This window comes from Actinocatenispora comari (assembly GCF_017312725.1).
Lineage (GTDB): Bacteria > Actinomycetota > Actinomycetes > Mycobacteriales > Micromonosporaceae > Actinocatenispora > Actinocatenispora comari.
This window is the reverse complement of the sequence record NZ_BOPO01000128.1, coordinates 68,882-90,599: the sequence shown is the minus strand read 5'-3', so window position 1 is coordinate 90,599 and position 21,718 is coordinate 68,882. Positions and strand designations below refer to the sequence as shown.

The 21,718-nt window shown below is 69.4% G+C and carries 19 protein-coding genes and 1 tRNA gene; 16 read left to right on the top strand and 4 right to left on the bottom strand.

The window, feature by feature from the left end:
* Positions 1-148 precede the first annotated feature (148 nt).
* The 3 genes from NUM_RS31365 to NUM_RS31355 all read left to right on the top strand — a co-directional run bounded on the left by NUM_RS31365 (position 149) and on the right by NUM_RS31355 (position 2,642).
* Positions 149-221 (top strand) — tRNA-Lys (locus tag NUM_RS31365).
* 771 nt (positions 222-992) lie between these two features.
* Positions 993-1,244, top strand: coding sequence for a hypothetical protein (locus NUM_RS31360; protein WP_207128535.1), 252 nt, complete (start codon positions 993-995; stop codon positions 1,242-1,244).
* A gap of 207 nt (positions 1,245-1,451) precedes the next feature.
* Positions 1,452-2,642 (top strand): tyrosine-type recombinase/integrase, encoded by a 1,191-nt coding sequence (locus NUM_RS31355; protein WP_207128534.1) that lies wholly within the window; start codon positions 1,452-1,454, stop codon positions 2,640-2,642.
* Between the two features lie 444 nt (positions 2,643-3,086).
* Here NUM_RS31355 and NUM_RS31350 read toward each other — a convergent pair whose 3' ends face one another.
* Positions 3,087-3,968 carry a MerR family transcriptional regulator gene (locus NUM_RS31350; protein ID WP_207128533.1) on the bottom strand — a complete coding sequence of 294 codons (882 nt, stop codon included), beginning with the start codon at positions 3,966-3,968 and terminating at the stop codon, positions 3,087-3,089.
* Between the two features lie 173 nt (positions 3,969-4,141).
* Here NUM_RS31350 and NUM_RS31345 point away from each other — a divergent pair, with 173 nt between their 5' ends.
* Genes NUM_RS31345 through NUM_RS31315 form a run of 7 tightly spaced genes read left to right on the top strand, consistent with a single transcriptional unit; the run spans position 4,142 to position 9,968 of the window.
* Positions 4,142-5,038: a phytoene/squalene synthase family protein gene (locus NUM_RS31345; RefSeq protein ID WP_207128532.1), complete on the top strand. Its 897-nt coding sequence runs from the start codon at positions 4,142-4,144 to the stop codon at positions 5,036-5,038.
* Positions 5,035-6,366: a cryptochrome/photolyase family protein gene (locus NUM_RS31340; protein WP_225918975.1), complete on the top strand. Its 1,332-nt coding sequence runs from the start codon at positions 5,035-5,037 to the stop codon at positions 6,364-6,366. The genes NUM_RS31345 and NUM_RS31340 overlap by 4 nt, the downstream gene beginning before the upstream one ends.
* A gap of 40 nt (positions 6,367-6,406) precedes the next feature.
* Positions 6,407-6,724, top strand: a complete 318-nt coding sequence (locus NUM_RS31335) for a lycopene cyclase domain-containing protein (protein WP_207128531.1) — start codon at positions 6,407-6,409, stop codon at positions 6,722-6,724.
* A complete protein-coding gene (locus tag NUM_RS31330) occupies positions 6,714-7,073 on the top strand; it encodes a lycopene cyclase domain-containing protein (RefSeq protein ID WP_207128530.1) in 360 nt (119 codons plus the stop codon). Before NUM_RS31335 ends, NUM_RS31330 begins: the two co-directional genes overlap by 11 nt.
* Positions 7,070-7,720, top strand: coding sequence for a 1-acyl-sn-glycerol-3-phosphate acyltransferase (locus tag NUM_RS31325; protein WP_207128529.1), 651 nt, complete (start codon positions 7,070-7,072; stop codon positions 7,718-7,720). Before NUM_RS31330 ends, NUM_RS31325 begins: the two co-directional genes overlap by 4 nt.
* Positions 7,714-8,799: a glycosyltransferase gene (locus NUM_RS31320; RefSeq protein WP_207128528.1), complete on the top strand. Its 1,086-nt coding sequence runs from the start codon at positions 7,714-7,716 to the stop codon at positions 8,797-8,799. The genes NUM_RS31325 and NUM_RS31320 overlap by 7 nt, the downstream gene beginning before the upstream one ends.
* Complete coding sequence (locus NUM_RS31315; RefSeq protein WP_207128527.1) at positions 8,796-9,968, top strand: cytochrome P450; 1,173 nt, start codon at positions 8,796-8,798, stop codon at positions 9,966-9,968. Before NUM_RS31320 ends, NUM_RS31315 begins: the two co-directional genes overlap by 4 nt.
* Here the strand turns inward: NUM_RS31315 and crtI are convergent.
* Positions 9,949-11,439 carry a phytoene desaturase family protein gene (crtI, locus tag NUM_RS31310; RefSeq protein WP_207128662.1) on the bottom strand — a complete coding sequence of 497 codons (1,491 nt, stop codon included), beginning with the start codon at positions 11,437-11,439 and terminating at the stop codon, positions 9,949-9,951. The genes NUM_RS31315 and crtI overlap by 20 nt on opposite strands.
* A 139-nt stretch (positions 11,440-11,578) precedes the next feature.
* Between crtI and NUM_RS31305 the strand changes: the two genes are divergently transcribed.
* From NUM_RS31305 to NUM_RS31295, 3 genes are all read left to right on the top strand, one after another.
* Positions 11,579-12,682 (top strand): polyprenyl synthetase family protein, encoded by a 1,104-nt coding sequence (locus tag NUM_RS31305; protein ID WP_207128526.1) that lies wholly within the window; start codon positions 11,579-11,581, stop codon positions 12,680-12,682.
* Between the two features lie 25 nt (positions 12,683-12,707).
* Positions 12,708-13,958, top strand: coding sequence for an NAD(P)/FAD-dependent oxidoreductase (locus NUM_RS31300; protein WP_207128525.1), 1,251 nt, complete (start codon positions 12,708-12,710; stop codon positions 13,956-13,958).
* A gap of 116 nt (positions 13,959-14,074) precedes the next feature.
* Positions 14,075-15,532 (top strand): SDR family oxidoreductase, encoded by a 1,458-nt coding sequence (locus tag NUM_RS31295; RefSeq protein ID WP_207128524.1) that lies wholly within the window; start codon positions 14,075-14,077, stop codon positions 15,530-15,532.
* Here NUM_RS31295 and NUM_RS31290 read toward each other — a convergent pair.
* Positions 15,504-17,084 carry an FAD-dependent oxidoreductase gene (locus NUM_RS31290; RefSeq protein ID WP_207128523.1) on the bottom strand — a complete coding sequence of 527 codons (1,581 nt, stop codon included), beginning with the start codon at positions 17,082-17,084 and terminating at the stop codon, positions 15,504-15,506. The genes NUM_RS31295 and NUM_RS31290 overlap by 29 nt on opposite strands.
* 115 nt (positions 17,085-17,199) lie before the next feature.
* On the opposite strand from NUM_RS31290, the gene NUM_RS31285 reads away from it, so the two are divergent.
* Together NUM_RS31285 and NUM_RS31280 are read left to right on the top strand one after the other, a co-directional pair.
* Positions 17,200-17,667 (top strand): nitroreductase/quinone reductase family protein, encoded by a 468-nt coding sequence (locus NUM_RS31285; protein WP_207128522.1) that lies wholly within the window; start codon positions 17,200-17,202, stop codon positions 17,665-17,667.
* A complete protein-coding gene (locus tag NUM_RS31280) occupies positions 17,664-18,926 on the top strand; it encodes an FAD-dependent oxidoreductase (protein WP_207128521.1) in 1,263 nt (420 codons plus the stop codon). The genes NUM_RS31285 and NUM_RS31280 overlap by 4 nt, the downstream gene beginning before the upstream one ends.
* A gap of 11 nt (positions 18,927-18,937) precedes the next feature.
* Here NUM_RS31280 and NUM_RS31275 read toward each other — a convergent pair whose 3' ends face one another.
* Positions 18,938-19,411, bottom strand: a complete 474-nt coding sequence (locus tag NUM_RS31275; RefSeq protein ID WP_225918974.1) for a MarR family winged helix-turn-helix transcriptional regulator — start codon at positions 19,409-19,411, stop codon at positions 18,938-18,940.
* Between the two features lie 174 nt (positions 19,412-19,585).
* Between NUM_RS31275 and NUM_RS31270 the strand changes: the two genes are divergently transcribed.
* Positions 19,586-21,688, top strand: a complete 2,103-nt coding sequence (locus NUM_RS31270) for an MMPL family transporter (RefSeq protein ID WP_225918973.1) — start codon at positions 19,586-19,588, stop codon at positions 21,686-21,688.
* Positions 21,689-21,718 lie beyond the last annotated feature (30 nt).

Here is a 21,718-nt window from a genome sequence, read left to right as displayed (position 1 = left end):
TGCGACCGTGATCCCCCACCTCCGCGACCGCCGGTCAGGCCAGCCTGGTGACCCCCGCGTACGGCTGTGACCTGCACCGATACCTGGACTTGGCGGGGTCGACCAGGCACGCGGACGCCACCGTGCTTGCGGTACCGTGTCCCGTGCAGGGTCGCTAGCTCAATTGGCAGAGCTGCGGACTTTTAATCCGTAGGTTGTGGGTTCGAGTCCCACGCGACCCACCCTCTGACCTGCGAAAACACCCTCATGGGCTAGTTTCTGTGGTGCTCGGGGCTTGCCTGGGCTACCCAGTTATGCCGGCTTTCGACCGCTTTTACTCTCGGTCACATCAAGGCCTTGACCTGCGAGAACGCCATTTGCACCTGCGGATTAGGCGTCCGATGTTACACGCCGGCCTTTCGCCCTGACATCTCCCCGGCTGAGTGAAACTCACGATCTCAGCTGCTGATGCAGTAGAGGCTGCCTCCGGCAGAACCTCCTGCTGGCATTGCCGCGACCCTCCTTCGCCGCGGGTCCACAAGCGCGCGATTCACAAGACCCATTCACGATTGCACAACGTAATCATCGTGAGGCTCCGTACGTCTGAAGGGACAGCGCTGAGGCCCGGTCGGGTACCTACGCTCCCGGCGTTCTCCTCCTGCTGAGTGGCAGGTCTGTCAGCTCGCCCTGGAACCGGTGCGCGGCGGCCTGCCAGTTCGAGGTAATGCCGTCGGGGCGGGCGAGAAATCGCCGAGCAGTTTGACCGGTATACGGGGTTCTGGTCCACACCTTCGGGCGACATGCTGTCCGATTCAAGGGGGGTCGCTGGCAGTAGGTAGTAGGCGCGCAAATCGCGCCGGCCCAAGCCCCCAGCCGAAGCCCGCTCCGGTCAGCGCCCCGGGAACACCCGGGGACAGCCCGAGCGGACGCCGCCGGCGGGCCTGCTTGGTGATGCAAAACCAGAAGGGACCAGACCAATGAATGCAACGCGACCTGCGCGCCAAGTGTGGCACTTGGACGACATCCGTCAGCTGGGCGTGACGACCAGCCTGACTACCGCCGCGCAGATCCTGGGAATCTGCTACCCCACTGCCCGCCGCCTCGCGGCATCCGGGATGTTCCCTGTCCCGGTCATCCGCCTCAGCCGACGCTGGAAAGTGCCCACGGAGCCATTGATCGCGCTGCTGACTACGGGCCGCGTTCGGGACCGCACCACGGTCGCCCAGGAGCAGCATGGCCCGCTCGACACGACCAAGCGTGGTTGAACGAGGGCAACCGACGGCGCCTGATGCACCACCGACATGTCCGCCGGGCAGGCCGACCAACACACCCCGTGTACCGCAGGGTCCGGCCGCACATCCGGTCCAGCGCTAGTCCCAGACGAACGGAGCGCGCCATGCCAGTCCTGGCGGCGAGCCCAACGCCAGCACACCAAGACAACTCCGCAACCATCACAGACAAGGGAACCGCACATGAATGACCGGATCGATCAACGGCGCGGGTGTCAGGCCACCACTCGCCGGACGCCGCCTACTGACATCCAGTTTCGTGCGCAGCCGCCCGCCGATATCGACAAGATCCCGACGGTCGCCGAGTGGCTGTCGGAATGGATGACACGACGAGAGCGGCAGCTGCGGCACAACACCGCCGCCTCCTACCGGGGCCACATTCGTAACCATCTGATCCCGCACCTGGGACGTCTGCGGCTCGACGAACTCCGCCGCCAGCACGTGATGGACATGTTCGACGCAATCGAAGACGGCAACCACCTCATCAGCCAGCTCGCCGGCAGCAGCGATCCTCTCGACCGCGCCCAGGTCCGCGGCCAACGTGTGACGAACGCTGCCACCATGCACCGGATCCGTGCCACCCTGCGTGCCGCGCTCAACGCCGCGATCGTCGAAGGATGGCTGACCAGCAACCCCGCCACCCTTCTCGACATGCCCGATTCCGGGCGGCCGACGCCAATGCTGTGGACCGAGCCCCGGGTCCGTGAATGGCAGTCCACCGGACGCGTACCCAGTCCTGTGATGGTCTGGACCGGCGCGCAGCTGGGCGCGTTCCTCGACTCCATCGCCGAGGAACGGCTCTACGCGCTGTTCCATGTCATGGCCTACCTCGGGCTACGCCGCGGCGAGGCGTGCGGTTTGCTCGACGCCGACATCGATCTCGACGAGAACAGCATCCACGTGCGATCCCAACTCGTCGAGCACGGCGGGATCCCCACCCTGACCGGGCCCATCAGCCGCGCGTCGGATACCAAGGTCCCGATCGCCGATCGAACCGCTGCTGCCATCGACCGATATCGCGCCCTACGTGCAGCCGAACGTGCCGCTGCGGGGGATGCCTGGACCGATACCGGGCTGCTGTTCGTCAACCCGGACGGGACCGCGCTGCACCCATCTCGCATCACCGCCGCGTTCGCCACCTACCTGCGCCGTGCCGAACTACCACCGATCCAGCTCCGCGACCTGCGGCGCGGCACCGCAACCCTCGCGCTGGCCGCCGGCATCGACCTTCGAACCGTCACCGCCATCCTGCGACACTCCTCGATCGCGGTGACCGGCCTCTACTCCAGCGTGACCGCCGAGCTTGCCCACAAGGACGCCCAACGCATCAAGGATGCGGTCCCCCGCCGTGCTGCCATTAGAGGCGATCGCTAAGCATCCTGGCGGGCCGGATACCACGGTGTGCTGTGCGGGGAGTTCGGCCCAAGCCACCCGGTCGCACCCGCCTGAGACGCGCCGGCCGAGCCGCTGATCGATGAGCCGGATCCACCTATGGCCCGGTGGCAGTGGTGACGCCCGCGGCGCACGGCGACCGTGCGGGCGCCACGCTCTGTCGCTGTGGACGCCGGGGACCAAGAGGGCGGCCGCGACGCCGAGCAGGATCCGTACGGCGGAGACCAGGACGACGGTGTCCGGGCCGGTCGCGTCCGATCAGGTTGTGGCGGTATCCAACAGCGGCCAGCAGCAGCCACACCACGAGGGCCAGCGCACACATCATCTCCACGATGGCGCCTACACTCGTCCCAGCCGTACTGGGGTCTAGTCGGGCTCGGCCCTTCCGCCAGTCACCTCACCCTGCTGGCGTAGGCGTCGGTCCCGTCAGTGCAAGGCCGGTTGCCGGAGTAGGTCGAGCAGTTCGACCAGGTCGGTGGGTGCTGCCACTCCGGCCGGGGTGGGCCGCGCCAGCCAGCCCGGGCCGCAGGCGGCAACGATCGGGGGGCGTGGCCTGGCGGCCGTCGCGGCCTCCAGCTGCCGTCGGTCTTCGCGGTGCAGGCGATGTGACCAGAGCACGACGGCGCGGGCGCCGGACTTGGTGATGGCCGCCGACAGTGCCGAGACGGGGACGCGGGCGCCGAGCATGCGGCTACCCACACCCACTTCGCTCAGGGCGGCGGCCGTCGCCTCCAACGCGAGGGTGTGTTGCTCGTCGGGACCGCAGGCGAGCAACACGGTCGGGCGAGTGTTGGCGCGGGGTATGCCAGCAAGGGCGCGGGAGACGGCGTTGGACAGTAGGTGTTCGACCTCGACGTAGCGGCCGGTACGGGCGTGTCGGCGGCCGATGTCGATCAACGCGGGAGCCATCAGCGTCGTCCAGGCCGAGACGACCCCGTGCCGCAGCGCCCGCGTCAACAGCCGGTCGAGCTGCCCGACGTCCAGAGCCAACGCGGCGCGGCGCAGCCCGCGCACCTCCACCCCCGCGGTCGCGGTGGCTGGCCGGGCGTCGGTGTCACTTGCTGTCGATCCTGGTGGGGATTGCCGGGCAATGCGGGCCGCCTCGGCCGGTGCGACGCCGTCAACGGTGAGTTGCCGCATCAGCTGCAGGCGGGCAAGGTCCGCGCTGTCGTACCGGCGGTGCTTGCCGGTCTCGCGCCGGGCCGGGCCCAGGCCGTACCTGCGGTCCCAGGTCCTGATCGTGGTGACGGCGACGCCCAATTTGCGCGCGACCTCGCCCGCGCTGAGGCTGCGTTCGTCGTCGCTCACTGTGTCTCCGGGCGCGATAGTGCAGCGAGGGTACCGGCCCGGCGGCGGGCCCGTGTCACAAGCGCCATGCCGCCCCCTCCCCGAATGGCCAGCCAGATGACAACACCGTAACCTAGCCTGGTAGCTGCGTCGTTTTACGCGTCGATATATCATCGTCTCGGGGTGGTTTTGTCGTGTCCTTGTTGGCCTCGTACGAATACTGCCGGGCGCTGCACCGGCAGCATGGCCGCAGCTATTACCTGGCAACGCGACTGCTGCCGGCCTGGAAACGTCGACACGTGCACGCGCTGTACGGCTTCACCCGGTACACCGACGACATCGTGGACCGGATCGACACGGGGTGCGATGGCGATGCGCAGTATCGCGCCAGGCGCCTCGACGCCTGGTCAGCGCGGTTTCGGGCCGGTCTCGCCGGGGAGGGGACCGGGACGGATCCGATTCTGCCGGCCGTGCTGCACACCATCGCCGTGTTCGGTCTCCCGCTGGCCGACTTCGACGCGTTTCTGACCAGCATGCGGATGGATCTGACGAAGCGACGGTACTCGGACTACCCGGCTCTGCTGGAGTACATGGAGGGCTCGGCGGCGGTGATCGGGACGATGATGCTGCCCATCCTGCTGGCCGAAGATCGCCGACGCGGACCGGCGGCGGAGCGGCTGGCGGCGGCGCGGGAGCCTGCGCGGCAGTTGGGGCTGGGTTTCCAGCTGACCAATTTCATCCGGGACGTCGCCGAGGATCTGCAGCGCGACCGGGTGTATCTGCCGCAGCGGGATCTGGACCGGTTCGGGGTGTCGCGCACCGACCTGGCCGCCGGATCGGCCAACGCCGCGGTGCGCGAGCTGGTCGCCTTCGAGATCGGCCGGGCCCGGGACCACTATCGGGCGGCCGAGCCGGGCATCGAGCTGTTGCCGCCGGTGTCGCGGCGCTGCATCCGGCTGGCGGCGACGGTCTACGGCGGAATCCTGGTCGAGATCGAACGTCATGGTTACGACGTGTTGTCTCGGCGTGCGGTGGTGCCGCGGCGGCGTCGGTTGGCGGCGGTGGTGCAGCAGCTGGGTCATCCGGCATGAGCGAGGAACCGACCGCGATCGTGTTGTTCACCCGGGATCTGCGGGTGCACGACAACCCGGCGCTGGAGTTGGCGTGCCGGTTGGCGCGCCGGGTCGTGCCGCTGTTCGTGGTGCACGAGGGTCTGGGCTTCGCGACTGCCAACCGCGGGCGCTTCCTGCGCGAGAGTTTGGCCGATCTGCGGGAGAGTCTGCGCGGGGTGGGCGGTGAGCTGATCGTGCGCTACGGCGATCCGGTGACCGAGCTGATGCGCTTGGCCGGCGAGGTGCGCGCCGAAGCGATCGTGCTGGCCCGAGACGTCAGCCGGTACGCGCAGCGGCGGGCCGCCCGCATCGTCCGGGCCGCCGAGCGGCAGCGCGTTCGGGTGGAGTTCGTCGATGCCGTCACGGTTGCCCGCCCGGCTGCGTTGACGCCGTCCGGCGGGGGCGACCACTTCCGGGTCTTCACCCCGTACTGGCGTGTCTGGTCGGCGTACGAGCGGCGCAGCGTGGCATCGCCGCCGCTTCGTATCGAGGTGCCCTCCGGGCTGCGTTGTGGTCGGCTTCCACCGGCCCGCTCGACTCGTGCCGAGCTACCTGACGGGGGCGAAGCCGCGGCACGCCGTCGGATGCGAGCCTGGCTTGCCGGCGGGTTGGTCGACTACGCCGATCGGCACGACGACCTACCCGGTGACGCCACCTCGCGGCTGTCCGCAGACCTGCACTTCGGGTGCCTGTCGCCGCTGGAGTTGGCCGTGGCCGCCGAACGCGTCGGTGGCGACGGCGCCGACGCCTACGTCCGGCAGCTGTGCTGGCGGGACTTCCACGCCCAGGTCACCTACGCTTTTCCGGACATCACGCGGGCCGACTACCGGCCGCGGCCGCGCGACTGGCGGGACGACCCGGACGCGTTGGACGCTTGGCGGTGCGGACGGACCGGGCTGCCGATCGTTGATGCCGGGATGCGTCAGCTCGCGGCCGAGGGGTTCCTGCACAACCGGGCCCGGTTGCTGGTCGCCTCGTTTCTCACCAAGCAACTCGGCCTGCACTGGAGTGGTGGCGCCCGGCACTTCTTCGATCACCTGGTGGATGGCGACATCGCCAACAATGCCGGCAACTGGCAGTGGGTTGCCGGCACCGGCAACGACACCCGCCCCAATCGTCGGTTCAGCCTGCTGCGCCAAGCGCAGCGCTTCGACCCGCAGGGTGACTACGTGCGCCGCTACATCCCCGAGCTGGCCGGTGTCGCCGGCGCTGCTGTTCATACCCCGTGGCGGTTGGGTCGGCTTCCTGCTGGGTATCCGCCGCCGCTGCTCGATCCCGGCGGCGGGCAAGGCGGTCGGCACCGATGAGCGCTTTCCACACCCGACGGCGATCTCGGTGGGGGACGTGATGGATGGCTGGCAGTACCTGGTGGTACTAGGAGTGTGTGTGGTGGTGACCGTGCCGTTGGAGTTCGTGCTCGGGGCGCGGGTGTACCGGCGACCGCGATTGCTTGTTGCCACGCTGGCGCCGGTCGTCGTCGCCTTCGGCGCCTGGGATCTGTTCGGCTACCACCGCGGTGACTGGTGGTACAGCATCCGGCAGACTCTCGGGGCGCGGCTGCTGGGCCTACCGGTGGAGGAGTGGCTGTTCTTCCTTGTCGTACCGGTGTGCGCGCTGCTGACGTTCGAGGCGCTCGGGAGCAGAGGTGGCGGCCGTGATCGGTGAGTACACCCTCGGCGCGATCGTCGCGCCGCTGGTTGCCGTAGCGTTGGCCCTGGTGCTGCGTACCGGGTTGCTGCGTCGAGGCCGCTTCTGGCTGACGGTGGCGATCACGATGGCCTTCCAGATCCCGGTCGACGGCGTGTTGACCAGGCTGTCGGACCCGATCGTGTCGTACCGGCCGGGAGCCACGTGCGGGATCCGGTTCCCGTGGGACATCCCGATCGAGGACTTCGGGTTCGGGTTCGCGCTGGTCGTGTGCACCCTGTCGATCTGGGTCCGGCTACGGCAAGGCTCCGCGACCGAGGCGACGGGCAGCCGCCGTGAGGTGACCACCGCGGGGTCGCACCGATGATCGACGCTGCGCTGCGTGCCGCCATGGACCGGGTCCTGCGCCGCGGGCTTGGCGCGGTGTGGGTGCGCGGCGTGCTGCCGAAGGGCCCGGTGGTGTGGGCCGCCAACCACCACAGCTGGTGGGACCCGTTCGTCGCGGCGGGGCTGCTGCACCGCGCGGGACGGCGGATGGCGGTGCTGATGGACCAGGCCAGCATCACCCGCTACGGGTTCGCCCGGCACATTGGTGGATTCGGCACCGACGAGTTGCCCCACGGCATGGCTGCGTTGCGGGCCGGGCAGGTTCTGGTCATCTACCCGGAGGGCAGGCTGGTCGCACCCGGCCCGCCCGCCCTGCTGGCCGGTGGGGCCGGTTGGTACGCGCTGCACGCGCCTGCCCGGTTGATGGTGGCCGCGACCAGGGTCGCCCTGCGCGGCGAACAGTGGCCCTCGGCGTATGTCAGCCTGACCGAACTCGCCGTTGACGGCGACGTCCACGCGGTCACCGCGACGCTGTCGAGGGCGCTGCGTTCGCAGTTGTCCGGGCTGGACGCCGCGCTCGCCGAGCAGGACCCGCGTGCCGCGCTGCCCGGGTTCCGGCGTGCCGTCACCGGCCGGCGCAGCTGGGATCAACGCGTGGACAAGCTGCGCCGGAGGCTCTCATGGTGAGCCCGACCGCCACCGGGGTGCTGGTGTTCCACGCGATCAAGCTCGTTGGCCTGACGATCAACGCGGTGGCCTTTCCGGTGCTGCCCAGTCGGCCCCGCACCGGGAAGGCCGAGGGCGTGGATGTCTCACTGCTGGTGCCCGCGCGGGACGAGGCGACGCGGCTGCCGGAGACGTTGCCCGGTTTCCTGGCCCAGTGGGTCGACGAGATCCTGGTGCTCGACGACGGATCCAGCGACGAGACCGCCGCCATCGTGTCCGCCGCCGCAGCCCGCGATCCGCGGCTGCGGCTGATCACCGGCCAGCCTGCGCCGTCGGGCTGGGTCGGCAAGAACTGGGCGTGCCAGCAGCTCGCGCGGGCCGCGCGCGGTGATCGGCTGGTGTTCTGCGACGCGGACGTCCACCTGGCACCCGGCGCGGTGGGCGCCGTCGCGGCCGAGATGGATCGACAGTGCGCTGCGGTGCTGTCGGTGTTTCCGCGCCAACTCACCGGAAGCCTCGGCGAACGGCTCACGGTGCCGCTGATCGACGAGGTACTGCTAGCGTTTCTGCCCTACCCGCTGCTGCGGCTGCCGATCCGGGCGGCGGCCTGCGCGAACGGTCAGCTGATGGCTTTCGACCGGGCCGGCTACGAGCGGATCGGCGGGCACGCGTCGGTGGCCGGCGAACTGGTCGAGGATCTCGCGTTGGCGCGTCGGGTCCGCCGGTTCGGTCTCCGGCTCGGGCTGGCGTTGGGCGGCGATGTGGTGCAGGCGCGGCTGTATCGCGGCTACGGCGAGGCGGTGCGCGGCTTCGCCAAGAGCCTGCGCGGCGCGCACTTCGGCAGCCGCGCGCTGCTGCTGGCGAACCTGGCCGCTCATGTGGTGGTCTACACCGTTCCGTGGCTGCGATGGAACTCGGGCACGGCATGGCGTATCGCCGCGGTCGCCGGGCTGGTCGAGCGGGCGCTGGTCAACGCCAAGACCGGGCGTGGCCAGTACGGGGAGCTCGCACTGGTGCCGGTCGTCGCACCCGCGGTGGTACCCGCCGTGGCCGCAGCCATGAGGCGACGCGTGTGGTGGAAGGGACGCGAATACCCGTGAGTGTCGCCATGCCACCTGCGATCCCGCTGCTTGGTCATCTGTGGGACTGGACGGCACATCCGTTGCGGCTGCTGTCGGCAGGGGCCGCCGCCGGCCCGGTCTTCCAGCTGAGGCTGTGGCGTCGGGTGCTGGTCGGGTACCGGCCGGAGTGGAATCGGGCCATCCTCGCAGATCTGGACACCTTCCGCAGCGTCGGAAGTCTCAGCGGGCTGACCCCATACCTGGCCGCTGGAATCGTCCACACCGACGCGCCGGAGCACCAGCCTCGTCGTCGCCAACTCAACCGCCATTTCAGTGCGCGCGCCCTCGGGACGCTTTCTGACCGGCTGGCGGAGTTGGCGGTCCGGCACCGTCCGCAGGCCACCGTCGATGCTTCCGCATGGGCGGGAGCGCTGGTTCGGCACATGCTCAACGCGGCGCTGTTCGGCTCGGCGGTGCCCGATCCGCTGTTGGCGCGGTTTTTGGCGCCGTTGGATCGACGATTGCCGGCGCCCATGCTGCCGCGGCCGCGCATCTTCGGCCGCATCGACGCGGCTATCGCAGCCGTGCTCGCCGCGCCGCCGCCGGGGTGCGTCGCCGAACATCTCGCTGGCGCACCCGATGCGATCGAGCAGCTTCGCACGGCGTTGGCGGCCGGCTACGACACGACGGCACACACGTTGGCGTGGGCGGTATGGCACCTGGCCGGCGAGGCCGGCCAGCGAGTTCCCGATGATCTGGATCCTCTGATCGACGAGGTGCTGCGGCTGTATCCGGCGGGCTGGATCGGCAGCCGCATCGCCGCACGCGACACGAGCTGCGCAGGGATCAGTGTTCCGGCGGGCACCATGGTGCTGTACTCCCCGTACCTGACCCACCGTGATCCGTTGTTGTGGCCGGACCCGACCGCGTTTCGCCCGCAGCGATTCGCCCACGGTCGTCCGAGCTGGTCGTATCTGCCGTTCGCGGCGGGGCCACGCACCTGTCTGGGCGCGCACCTGGCACGGTTGATGCTGCGCAGTGCGTTGGGCCCGCTGTGTTCCCCGGCGTTGCGGCAGTGTGGTGGCGATCCGACGCCACGGCCTGGGCTGACCCTGCGACCGGGCGGCCGTCTGCCGATCGAGGTCGATCACGCCAGGGTGCGGCGCAGCCCTCGCGCGGTCGGCCCGGTCAACGTCGGTCGCCCGTGACGCGTTCGGCCGCCAGCCGGGCGCTGACCAACACCATCGGCACGCCGACGCCGGGCTGGGTACCGGATCCCACGAACACGACATTGTCCAGTCCGGGGGCAAGGTTGCCCGGCCGCAGCGGGCCGGTCTGGCTAAACAGGTGCGCCGCGGCGAACGGCGTGCCCTGGGCCATTCCGGCCCGCGCCCAGTCTGCCGGGGTGACCAGGTGCCGCACCACTGTGGCCGCGCTCAGGCCGAGGTAGCCACGCTGCTCCAGAGTCCGGAGCAGTTCGTCGGCGTACTTCTCGCCGATGGCTGGCCAGTCGATGCCGGCGCTCAGGTTCGGCACCGGGGCAAGCACGTAGTAGGTCTGAGCGCCCCTCGGGGCAAGGCCAGGGTCAGTCGCGGTCGGGTTGCACACCAGGACCGACGGGTCGCTCATCAGCTGGCCGGCATCGATGACCTGCCGAAACGTGCGCCGCCAGGCGGCGCCGAAATGGATGTTGTGGTGCGCAATCTTGCCGTAGCTGGCGCTTGCACCCAAATGCAGCACCACGCAGGACGGGGAGAAGCGCAACGGCCGACGCAGCGGCCGGTGCAGCAGATCGCGGGAGGCGACGGGAAGATCGGGGTTGAGCACCACGACGTCGGCGGCGACGCGGTCACCGTCGTCGGTGCGCACCGCCTGTGCCCGCGAACCGGAGATCTCCACCTCGGTGACCGTGCGGCCGTACCGGATGTCCACACCGTGCTTGACCGCCACCCCGGCCAGCGCGGTGGGCAGGGCGTGGATCCCGCCGCGCGGGAACCAGACGCCGGCCACGGTGTCCAGGTAGCTGATCACGCTGTACAGGGCCAGGGCGCGGTCTGGTGCGACCCCGGCGTACAGCGACTGGAACGAGAAGATCCGGCGGGTCCGGGGGTCACGGAAGAAGCTGCCGATCTTGGGGCCGAGCCGGCGGAAGCCGCCAGCGGCCGCCAGTCGAGCGAGGTCGCGGCCCAGCAGATCGGTCGGCGAGTCGAAATTGCGGTCGATGAAGGAGTTCCACTCGATCTCATACATTCGGCGCGCGTAGTCGGCGAACCGGAGGAAGCTGTCTGCTTCTCGCGGGCCGCACACGCGGGCGATCTCGGCCGCGGTGCCGGCCGTGGTCGCCCGGATGTCGAGGGTCGAGCCGTCCGGAAAGTGTGCCCGGTAGCTGGGATCCAACCGCACCAGGTCCAGCCAGTCGCTGCGGTTCTCCCCGACCGCGGCGAGCGTGTCGTCGACCAGATCCGGCATCGTCAAGACCGTGGGACCGGTGTCGAAGGTGAACTCGCCATCGGTCAGCCGACCCGCGCGGCCGCCGGGAAGCTCCTCACGCTCCAGCACGATGACCTGCCGGCCGGTCGCCGCCAGCCGGATGGCGCAGGCCAACCCGCCCAGACCGGCGCCGACGATCACGACCCGATCGGTTGCTCCGATCACCGTACGCACGGTGCACACCTCCATGAGGATCCTGCGTCGGCGATCACCGTAGCGTACAATCATCGTGTGCGTCGATTTGTGCACCGATATTTCCCCGTCGTTGCCCGAGGAGGGCCAGCGGTGACGAGCAGTCCGTGCATCCCGAACACCACGGTGCGCCGCCATGTCGGCTAGAGCAAAGAGCGCGCCACCCGAACCCGCCGGGTCGGCACCCCCGGCGGGCGACCTCTCGTCGGAAGCCGACCAGACCTTCGTCGCGCACCACGTGATGCCCACCGTCGCGGAGCTGCTGTCCGAGGAACACCTACGCTGGAAGGAAAACGACGCGCCCTGGTCGGACCCCGTCGATGCGTTGCAGGAATTCGTGGGCGGCGGCAAGGGCCTACGACCCCGCTTCTGCTACTGGGGTCACGCGGCCGTGTCAGGTCGTGGCGCCAACGATCTGGTCGTACGAGCGGGTGCGGCGTTGGAGTTGCTGCACGCCTTCGCCCTGATCCACGACGACCTGATGGATGCCTCGTCGATGCGCCGCGGGCGGCCGGCGCTGTCGCGCGTGGTGACCGACACGCACCGGCAGCACGGGTGGGCCGGTGATCCGAGGCGTTATGGCCAGGCCACCGCGATGCTCACCGGTGATCTCGCTTTCGGGCTGGCCTGCCGGCTCGCCGCCGAACTACCGGCCGCCACCCGGGAGGTGTGGAATGCGCTGATCACCACGCTGACCGCGGGCCAGTTTCTTGATCTCAACGGTGCCGCGCGCAGCGATCGATCCATCGACACCGCACGTACCGTCGCCGGCCTCAAATCCGGCCACTACACCGTCACCGGGCCAATGGCCCTGGGAGCCGCCATCGCTGGCCGCGACCTGCCGCAGCGGCTTGCCCGCTTTGGCGATCTGGTCGGTGAGGCGTTCCAACTCCGCGATGATCTGCTGGGTGTGTTCGGCGACGACGCGCAGACTGGTAAGCCGGTCGGGGACGATCTGCGGGAGGGCAAGCCGACGCTGCTGCTCGCCCACGCCCGGTCCGCGGCGACTCCCGATCAGTTGCGGATGCTTGATCTGATCGGCCGCCCCGATCTCGCCCCCGCCGACATCGACCTACTGACGCGAATCCTGAACGTGTGCGGTGCCCGCGCGCGGGTCGAGCAGCAGATCGACACCAACCTTCGGCGCGCCGCCGAACTGCTAGACGAGCTGAATCTCTCGCCCGAGGTTCGCGCCGGCCTGCACCGGCTCGCCATCAACGCCGGTCGGCGCAGCGTCTAGACCTCGGGCAACGATCGGAGCGGCTGTGGATGATCAGCACGATGTCATCATCATCGGCGCCGGTGCCACCGGCCTCGCGGCGGCGAGGCATCTGTGCGACGCCGGCGCGGACACTGTCGTGCTGGAGTCCTCCGACCGGGTCGGTGGCCGCATCGCCACCGAGCTGATCGACGGGTACCGGATCGACCGTGGCTTTCAGGTCGTCAACACCGCCTATCCGGCTCTGCGCAGACTGGTCGATCTGGCTGAGCTGGACCTTCGGCTGTTCGACCACGCCGTCGTGCTCGCGGACGGCACCCACCGGTACCAGATTGCCGATCCGCGCCGCCACCCGAGCAGGCTCACCGACAGCCTGTGTACTCCGGTGGCGGTGTCGGAACTGTTGCGGCTGGCCCGATTCAGCGTGCGTGTCGGCTACGGTTCAGCGCGGGCGTTGCTCGCCGAGCCCGAGACCGATGCCGGCAGCTATCTCGCCGCAGTGCTGGACGAGCAGACCATCCGACGGCTGGTCGTGCCGTTCCTGACCGGTGTGTTCGGTGCGGAGCCGCTGCGCACCTCCAGCCGGGTCCTGACGATGATCTGGCGTTCCTTCGTGCGCGGCCGCATCGGTGTACCAGCGGCGGGGATGGCGCGGCTGGCGGAGCTGCTGGCCGCCCCGCTGCCTTCGGGTTGCGTTCGACTGAATACCCGGGTGACCGGGATCTCTGGGCACCGGGTGCGCACGGAGGTGGGAGGTTTCCGCGCTGCCGCGATCGTTGTCGCCACCGACCCGAGCAACGCCGCTGCCCTGTTATCGCGCCTGACGGCGCCACCTCAACGGGCCCTGACGACGGTGTATCACAGTACGGACACCGCACCCAGCGCGCGCCCGGTTCTCTTGCTGGATGCCTCGGGTCGAACCGGCATCGCCAACAGCGTCGTGCTGACCAACGCGGCACCGCAGTACGCTCCCGTCGGGCGGCATCTGGTCGCCACCACCCTGGCACACGGCCAACCGGTCGACGAGCGCGCGCTGCGTCGCGCCCTGGGCCATCTCTACGGCGTAGACACCAGCAGCTGGCAGCAGGTGACCACCGTGCACCCAACACCTGGGCTGTCGGCAGCCCTGCCACCACGGCGACACCTGCGCGACCCGGTGATGGTCGGCGACGACGCCTTCCTGGCCGGCGACTACCGCGACTCGCCGTCGATCCAGGGTGCCCTGGCAAGCGGTCACCGCGCCGCCCGCGCAGTCTGCGCCGACCTCGACCTCAGCCCGGGCTTCACCCACTCATGAGCGAGGGCGTGCGCACCAGCCGTGCCGGGCGGTCGAGGCGCGGGGCGGTAGGCGCTGTGTCGTTGAAGGCCACGCAATCGGCTGCGGCAGACCGGCACACACGACACCATGGGAGGATGCGTTGTGTCGTGTTCGGCGCCAGCGGGTATATCGGCGGCCGGCTGGTGCCGGACCTGCTCGAAGCCGGACACCAGGTACGTGTCGTCGCACGCAACCCGGCGAAGCTGGGCGATCGGCCGTGGCACGACGACGTCGAGATCGTCCGGGGTGACGTGCTGGATGCTGACAGCACCGAGCAGGCGGTGGACGGCCAGCAGGTCGCCTACTATCTGGTGCACTCGTTGCACAGCAACGACTTCGCCGCCCGGGACCGGCAGGCCGCCGGAAACCTGTCCAGCGCAGCGGAAAGTGCTGGTCTGAGGCGCATCGTCTACCTCGGTGGCCTGCACCCCGACACCGACGAGCTGTCGCCGCACCTTGCCTCCCGCAAGGAGGTCGGTGACATCTTCCTCGACGGCCCCACCGATGCGGTGGTGCTCCAGGCCGCGGTGATCCTCGGATCCGGATCTGCGAGCTTCGAGATGCTGCGACACCTGACTGAACGACTACCCGCCATGGTGACGCCGCAGTGGGTACACAACCGGATCCAACCCATCGCCATCCGCGACGTGCTGCGGTATCTGGTTGCCGCAGCGAGTTTCCCGGCCGGGCAAAACCGCACCTTCGACATTGGCGGACCGGACGTACTGACCTACGTGGAGATGATGCGCCGCTACGCGGTGGTCGCCGGCCTGCCGCGGCGCATCGTGCTGCCGGTGCCGGTGCTGACGCCGTGGTTGTCGGCGCAGTGGGTCAATCTGGTCACCCCGGTTCCCGGCTCGATCGCGGTGCCGCTGATCGCATCGTTGGTCCACGAGGTGATCTGCCAGGAGGACGACATCTGCGAGTTGGTGCCCGATCCGCCGCAAGGACGGCTGCACTTCGAGCAGGCCGTGGAACTTGCGCTCACGCGGATCGGCCAGTACCGGGTGACCACCCGCTGGTCGGACGCCGGGTGGCCGCACGATCCGTCGCAGCCGTCGGCCGCCGACCCGGACTGGGCGGGCGGCACGGTGTACGAAGACCTCCGGGAGCGGCACAGCACCGCATCGCCCGAGCAGGTGTGGCAGGTGGTCGAAGGCATCGGCGGTGAGCACGGCTGGTACTCGTTCCCGCTGGCCTGGGTCGTTCGCGGCTGGGCCGATCGGGTGTCCGGCGGGGTTGGCCTGCGGCGCGGGCGACGCGACCCGTACCGGTTGCACACCGGCGAGGCGCTGGACTGGTGGCGGGTCGAAGACATCGAACGGGGCAGCCGATTGCTGCTGCGGGCCGAGATGAGGCTTCCCGGCCGGGCATGGCTGGAGCTGTCGGTCTCGCCCGGCGTCCACGGCGGTACCTGTTACCGGCAACGTGCGGTGTTTCGCCCACACGGCTTCGCGGGGCACGCCTACTGGAAGCTGATCGCGCCGTTCCACGACGTGGTGTTCGGTGGCATGGCGGCGAACATCACCGGCGCGGCCGAGCGTGCGAGCTGAGCAGCCCGTGGGTGGGTACCGACCAGATCGGCTCCACCGGGTGGCCGTAGGAGGTCAGGATCTGGTTGGCGGCGCGGATCCCGGTCAGCGCGGCGCGTTCCATCAACGCGGCCGGCACCGGCGAGCCGACCCAGTCGCCGGCCAGTTCCAGGCCGGGAAGCGCCGTCTTGGTGCCCGGGCGTTGCTCCCAGCGCCCGACGGGGAAGCCGGCGGCATCGCGGCCGATCCGGCAACGACGATCCAGCACCGACGAAGCAGCGATCTCGGGCCACAGCTCTGCCAGTTCGGACAGCATCGTGTCAGCGATCTGGTCGGCGTTGGCGTGCGCGTTGCAGGCGTAAGCGTGCAGTTCCACCACCGTCCCGCCGGTGCGCTCGTGCCAGTCCCGAGCGTGTGGCTCGAACCGGTGGTACAGCGTCACCGAGTCCAATTCCCGCGCGTCGCCGATGCTGGTGAACTGAGCGCGGTGGTCGTCGATCTTGCCGGACAGCCAGTACCTGGCCACCGCGTACGGCGGTCCGACAAACGGATCGGTGGCTGCAGCTCGCAGCTGCGGGTCGCGCTCGGTGACCTCCGGGGATGCCGCGAGGATCGCGCCGGCCGACCGGGCATCGGTCGCCAGCACAACGCGGTCCACCTCGATGCTGTGCGTGTCGGCATGCACGCGCCACGTGGAGCCACCGATCGGTGCGAGACGGGTAACCGGCCGTCCGAGCTCGAACTCGACCCGGTGGCGTTGCGCATACTGCTGCAGTGGAGTCCAGATCGCCGTCTGGTAGTCGGCGTGCGGAGCGTCCATGCCCAACCCCTCCGGGTTGGCCAGGAAGTAGAAGTGGAACATCGCCACCAGTTCCGCTGCGGACATGTTGTCGGCGTCGTTGGAAAAGGAATGGGCGAACACGTTGAACAGCATGGCGCGGGCCCGATCCGGTAGCCCGAGCTCGGTGAGGAAGGCTTGTGCGCTCAGCTGGTCCAGCCGCCGCGGGGTGCCCGAAGCGCTGTAGGCCAGAAGCTCACGCGCGAGGTTCTGGTTGGCGTGCCGAAGCTCGCCCAGACGCAGGCTCGGCGATCGGGCGACCAGCGCGGCAATGCTGACCGGCGGTGTCGGCGGCAGCGCGTCGAACTGCTCGTCGGGAAAACGGGACGACACGACCGGATAGCTGCCGAGCGGCTGCAGCAGGCCGCCGTCCTGGTCTATGCGCGACAGGACGGCACGCCAGTTGTAGTACTGCCGGAAAAAGCCGTGGAACCCGTGATCCACCAGCTGTGTCGTTCCGTCCGGCAACGTGTGCGGCACCGCACAGAGCCGGCCACCGAGCTGCGCCCCGCTCTCCCAGACCGTGACCGCAAATCCGCGTTCGGCCAGCACCACCGCAGCCGACATTCCCGCGATGCCAGCACCGATCACCAACACCGACCCGCCCCGGCCGACCGGGCCGCCCAGCTCGCGGGACCCGGATGGGTGAATCTGCAGCCGACGCTGCACGCCGAGCACGCGGCCAAACGCCCGCGAGAAGCCAGCGAGTGCTGCAGAACTGGTCGACTGCGTCACGTGGCTCTCCCGATCGATGTGCGACCACTAGCTCGGAAGCATACGCTGAGGTTGCGTCGATTTGCGCATCGGTTCTATCTAGCTAGAATATCTAGGTGTGAACAGGAGGGCGTAGATGAATCCGTTGCGCGACCAGGTCGTCACGACCAACCAGAGGATGATCGAGCGAATACTGGCTGAACCGCCGGGCCAGGTTCGCAACGATGTCTGCGTTCTTCGCGTGCTGGAGACCGTCGGCCGCACCAGCGGGCGCCGGCATCGCACACCAGTCGGTCTGCTCGGGCACGGACAAGACCGCTACCTCGTGTGCCCCGACCGGGACCGGGACTGGCCCGCCAACCTCCGCGGTCATCCTCGGTGCCTGCTGCTGGCCGGGTCAGAACGCGTCGAATACCTCGCAGCGCCGATGGCTGGTGACGAGGCGGCACACGCGGTCGCGGCGTACTTGGCTGCCACGGCCATGCCGTGGGTGGCCGCAGCCTTCCCTGTGGCCGAGGGCGCCGACCTTGCGCAGGTCGCCGAGGCGCTGCCACAGATGGCGGTGTTCCGGTTGTCTCGACCGGCCGCGGAGACGAGCCCATGACGGCTGCGCGGCGCTGCTGCGTGATCGTCGGTGCCGGGCCCGGCGGGTTACTGCTGGGCTACCTGCTGGCGCGCGCCGGCGTAGCCGTCACCGTGCTGGAAACCCATCACGACTTCGATCGCGACTTTCGCGGTGACTCCCTGCACCCCTACACGCTGGAGCTGTTCAACCAGCTCGGCCTAGCCGACAAGCTGCTGCGGTTGCCCCACCACAAGGCGCGACACTTCCGATTCCACACCCCGACCGGTTCGGTGACCACGGCCGACTACGGCCAGCTCGGCACAGCCTTCAACTATGTCGCGTTGATGCCGCAAGCCCGGTTCCTGGAGTTCCTCGCCGCCGAAGCAGCCCGCTGGCCGAACTTCGAACTACGGATGGGATGTCGAGCGCGTGGGCTGGTCGAGCATGAAGCCCACATCCGTGGCGTCGAACTCGACACGGGTGCACCGGTGCACGCTGAGCTCGTCGTGGCCGCCGACGGCCGGTACTCTCGCATGCGGCGCGCGGCCGGCGTGAGACCGATCCGGCTCGGCGCCACCACCGACCTGTTGTGGTTCCGGTTGCCGCACCACGAACTGGATCCGCCCGATGCCGATGTGGACCTGTTTTTCGGCCGACACCAGTACGTCGGCCTGCTGGGTAGTCCTGCCGGCTGGCAGGTGGGCGTCAGCCTGCCCAAGGGCGGATACGCGGCGCTACGCGATGCCGGTATCGAGGTCGTCCGCGACGTGGTCGCACGTCAGGTGCCATGGCTTGCCGACCGCGTCTCGCTGCTGACCGACTTCGACCAGACCACCCTGCTGTCGGTCGACATCAGTCGCCTGCGGCAGTGGTGGCGGCCCGGGCTGCTGTTCATCGGCGACGCCGCCCATGTGATCTCTCCGGTCGGCGGCAACGGAATCCTGATGGCCGTCCAAGACGCCGTCGCTACCGCCAACCTGTTGTCCTCGCCGCTGGCTCACCATGCCATCACCGACGACGACCTCGAACGGGTACAACGCCAACGTGAGCCGGCGCTGCGCCGCGTGCAGGCGGCGCAGGTCCGGGTCGAACGGCGCTCGGCCCGCGCCCGTCGCGCCGGCCGGCCGCTGGTGCCGGCAGGGCTACTGCGCATGCTCACCGCACTTCCCGGCGCCCAGGCCCGCGCCGCCAAAGCCAACGCCTACGGACCGCAGCCGCCGACACTCGCCCGCCGGATCCGCACAGCACCCGAACCAGCCAACGAACACTCCGAACCGGACCTGGACTCGTGGCGGTGACCGTCGACCGCTCAGCCGTCGCCGCCGTCCCCTCGCTCGGTGGTCTGCCCGTATCCCCACATCGCGTCGGTGACGCCCTGCAGGAACCGCAGCACCGCACGACGCTGCGAGGGGCTCAACTGCTCGACAACGTCGGTGACCTCGCGCGCCAGGGGCAGCAACGCCGCACCGACCTCCTCCCGGGCATGGTCGGTGACCGACAAGGTGACCCGGCGCCCGTCCTGAGGATCGCGATCGCGGGACAGATGGTCCACGGCAACCAACCGATCGACCAGGACCGTGGCCGAGGCCGACCTGATGCCCAGCCGCGTGCCCAACTCCACGGGCCCCAGCGGCTCATCAGCCAACAGCACATGATCGACAGCCTGCACATCGGTCACCCGTACGCCCAGCTGCCGTGCGAGGGCGGCCTGCATCTGCCGACCGGCCTGCAGCAGTCGACGCACCGCGGTCGACAGCTCCAGCGAGTCCGGGGAGTCGGTCACTCCCGTATCGTATCCAGCCCGAGACGCAGCCTTGTACTCTGAGCTCATGACTAGAAATTCTAGCTATGCTGCTCGGTATGCGGCATCTGTCACACGACCGCCCCGTGGGCGCCGGGGGGCATCGTGACCGAGCCGCAGCGACGGAGGCCAGCGCGGCGTTGGCTGCGGTGGGCGGTGCCCGCGGCGCTGGTGCTGGTGTGGCTGGTCGGTGGCGGCCCGCTGGGGTCGGCGATCGGCAAGCTGTCGCAGGTGCAGACCAACGACAACGCGGCGTTCCTGCCGTCGAGTTCCGAGTCGACCACCGTCCAGCGCGAGGCCGCCCGGTTCGTCGACAGCAGCACGGTGCCGGCGATCGTGGTCTACCACCGGTCGCCGAAGCTGACCGACCGCGATCTGGCGAACATCCGGTCCGACCGCAAGCGGCTCAACGACTGGCATGCGGTCAAGGGCCAGATCAGTCCGCCGATGGTCAGCAAGGACGGTCAAGCGGTCGAGATGGTGGTCCCGCTGGGAAACGGCTCGTCGCTGAGCGGGCAGGTGGACACGTTGCGTTCGCGACTGACCGCCCCCGACGGCGGCTCGGCACATGTCGCCGGCCCGGCCGGGCTGACCGCCGATCTGGGTAACGCCTTCGCCGGTATCGACGGGACACTGCTGCTGGTCACCGGGGCACTGGTGTTCCTCATCCTGATCGTCGTGTACCGCTCCCCGCTTCTTCCTCTGGTGGTGCTGGCTACCGCCGTGCTGGCCCTTGCCGTCGCCGGCGCGATCATCTACCAGCTTGCCGGGCACAACGTGATCGACCTGAACGGCCAGAGTCAGGGCATCCTGTTCATTCTGGTCATCGGCGCCTGTACCGACTATGCCCTGCTGCTGGTCGCCCGGTATCGCGAAGAGCTGCGCCGCCACCCCGACCGGTTCGGTGCACTGCGCACCGCGTACCGGGCCGCCGTGGAGCCCATCGCGGCGTCCGGCGGGACGGTGATCCTCGGGGTGTTGTGTCTGCTGGTCACCAACCTCAAGTCCACCCAAGGGCTTGGTCCCGTGGCCGCTATCGGCATCGGCGCCTCGCTGCTGGCGGCACTGACCTTCCTGCCCGCAGCCCTCGCGCTGCTGGGGCGGGCCGCGTTCTGGCCGGCGCTGCCGCATTACGCTCCCGACCATCCCGACACGGTGACCGGGCACACCGTGTGGGCGCGGATCGGGCGCTGGATCGGCGGCCGGCCACGCACCGTCTGGATCACCGTCGCGCTGATCCTGATCGCCCTCGGCGCGGCGTTCCTTCCGCAGCTGAAGGCGTCCGGCACCACCCAGACCGCCCTGTTCCTGCGGCCGCAGGACTCCGTGGCCGGGCAGCAGATCATCACCGCGCACTTCCCCGCCGGCGCCGGGAACCCGACGCAGATCCTGGCCGCGGCAACGCGCACCGACGAGGTCAGCAAAGTCGTCCGCGGCACGAAGGGGGTCGTGCCCGACAGCGTCGTTCCCGTCGGCAAACGCGGAGTACCAGGCGGGCCGGCCAAGGTTGTCGACGGACGCGTCCTGATCGACGCCACGCTCACCAACCCACCCGACTCGCAGGCGGCCATCGACACCATCCAGCGGTTACGCGATCGGCTCGACGAGCAACAACCTTCCGCCCACGCCGTGGTCGGCGGATACACCGCCACCCAGGCCGACACGCTCGCCACCTCACGACGCGACCGCACCGTGGTCATCCCGATGGTGCTCGCCGTCATCCTGCTCGTACTGATCCTGTTACTGCGCGCGCTGGTGGCGCCGCTGATGCTGGTGGCAAGCGTGGTCGCCTCGTTCGCCGCCACCCTCGGCGTCTCCGCCCTGGTGTTCAACCACCTGCTGCACTTCCCCGGCGCAGACCCCTCGGTACCGCTGTTCGCCTTCGTGTTCCTGGTCGCCCTCGGCGTCGACTACAACATCTTCCTGATGAGCCGAGTCCGCGAGGAGTCCAAACGCGGCACCACCCGCACGGGGACTCTGACCGCGCTGACCGCCACCGGCGGCGTGATCACCTCGGCCGGGATCGTCCTGGCTGCGACCTTCGCTGCCCTCGCTGTGATCCCGCTGTTGTTCCTGGCGCAGATCGCGTTCCTCGTCGCCTTCGGCGTGCTACTCGACACCCTGCTGGTGCGTACCCTGCTCGTGCCGGCGTTGGTCATCGATGTCGGGCGCACGGTGTGGTGGCCCAGCCGGCTGAGCCGATCTTCCGTCGCCACCACCGACCAGGACACCGCCAGACCCGCCAGGCCCTCGGGCTGATGCCGGTGCCAGAAGGCCGCTCGTCCGGCG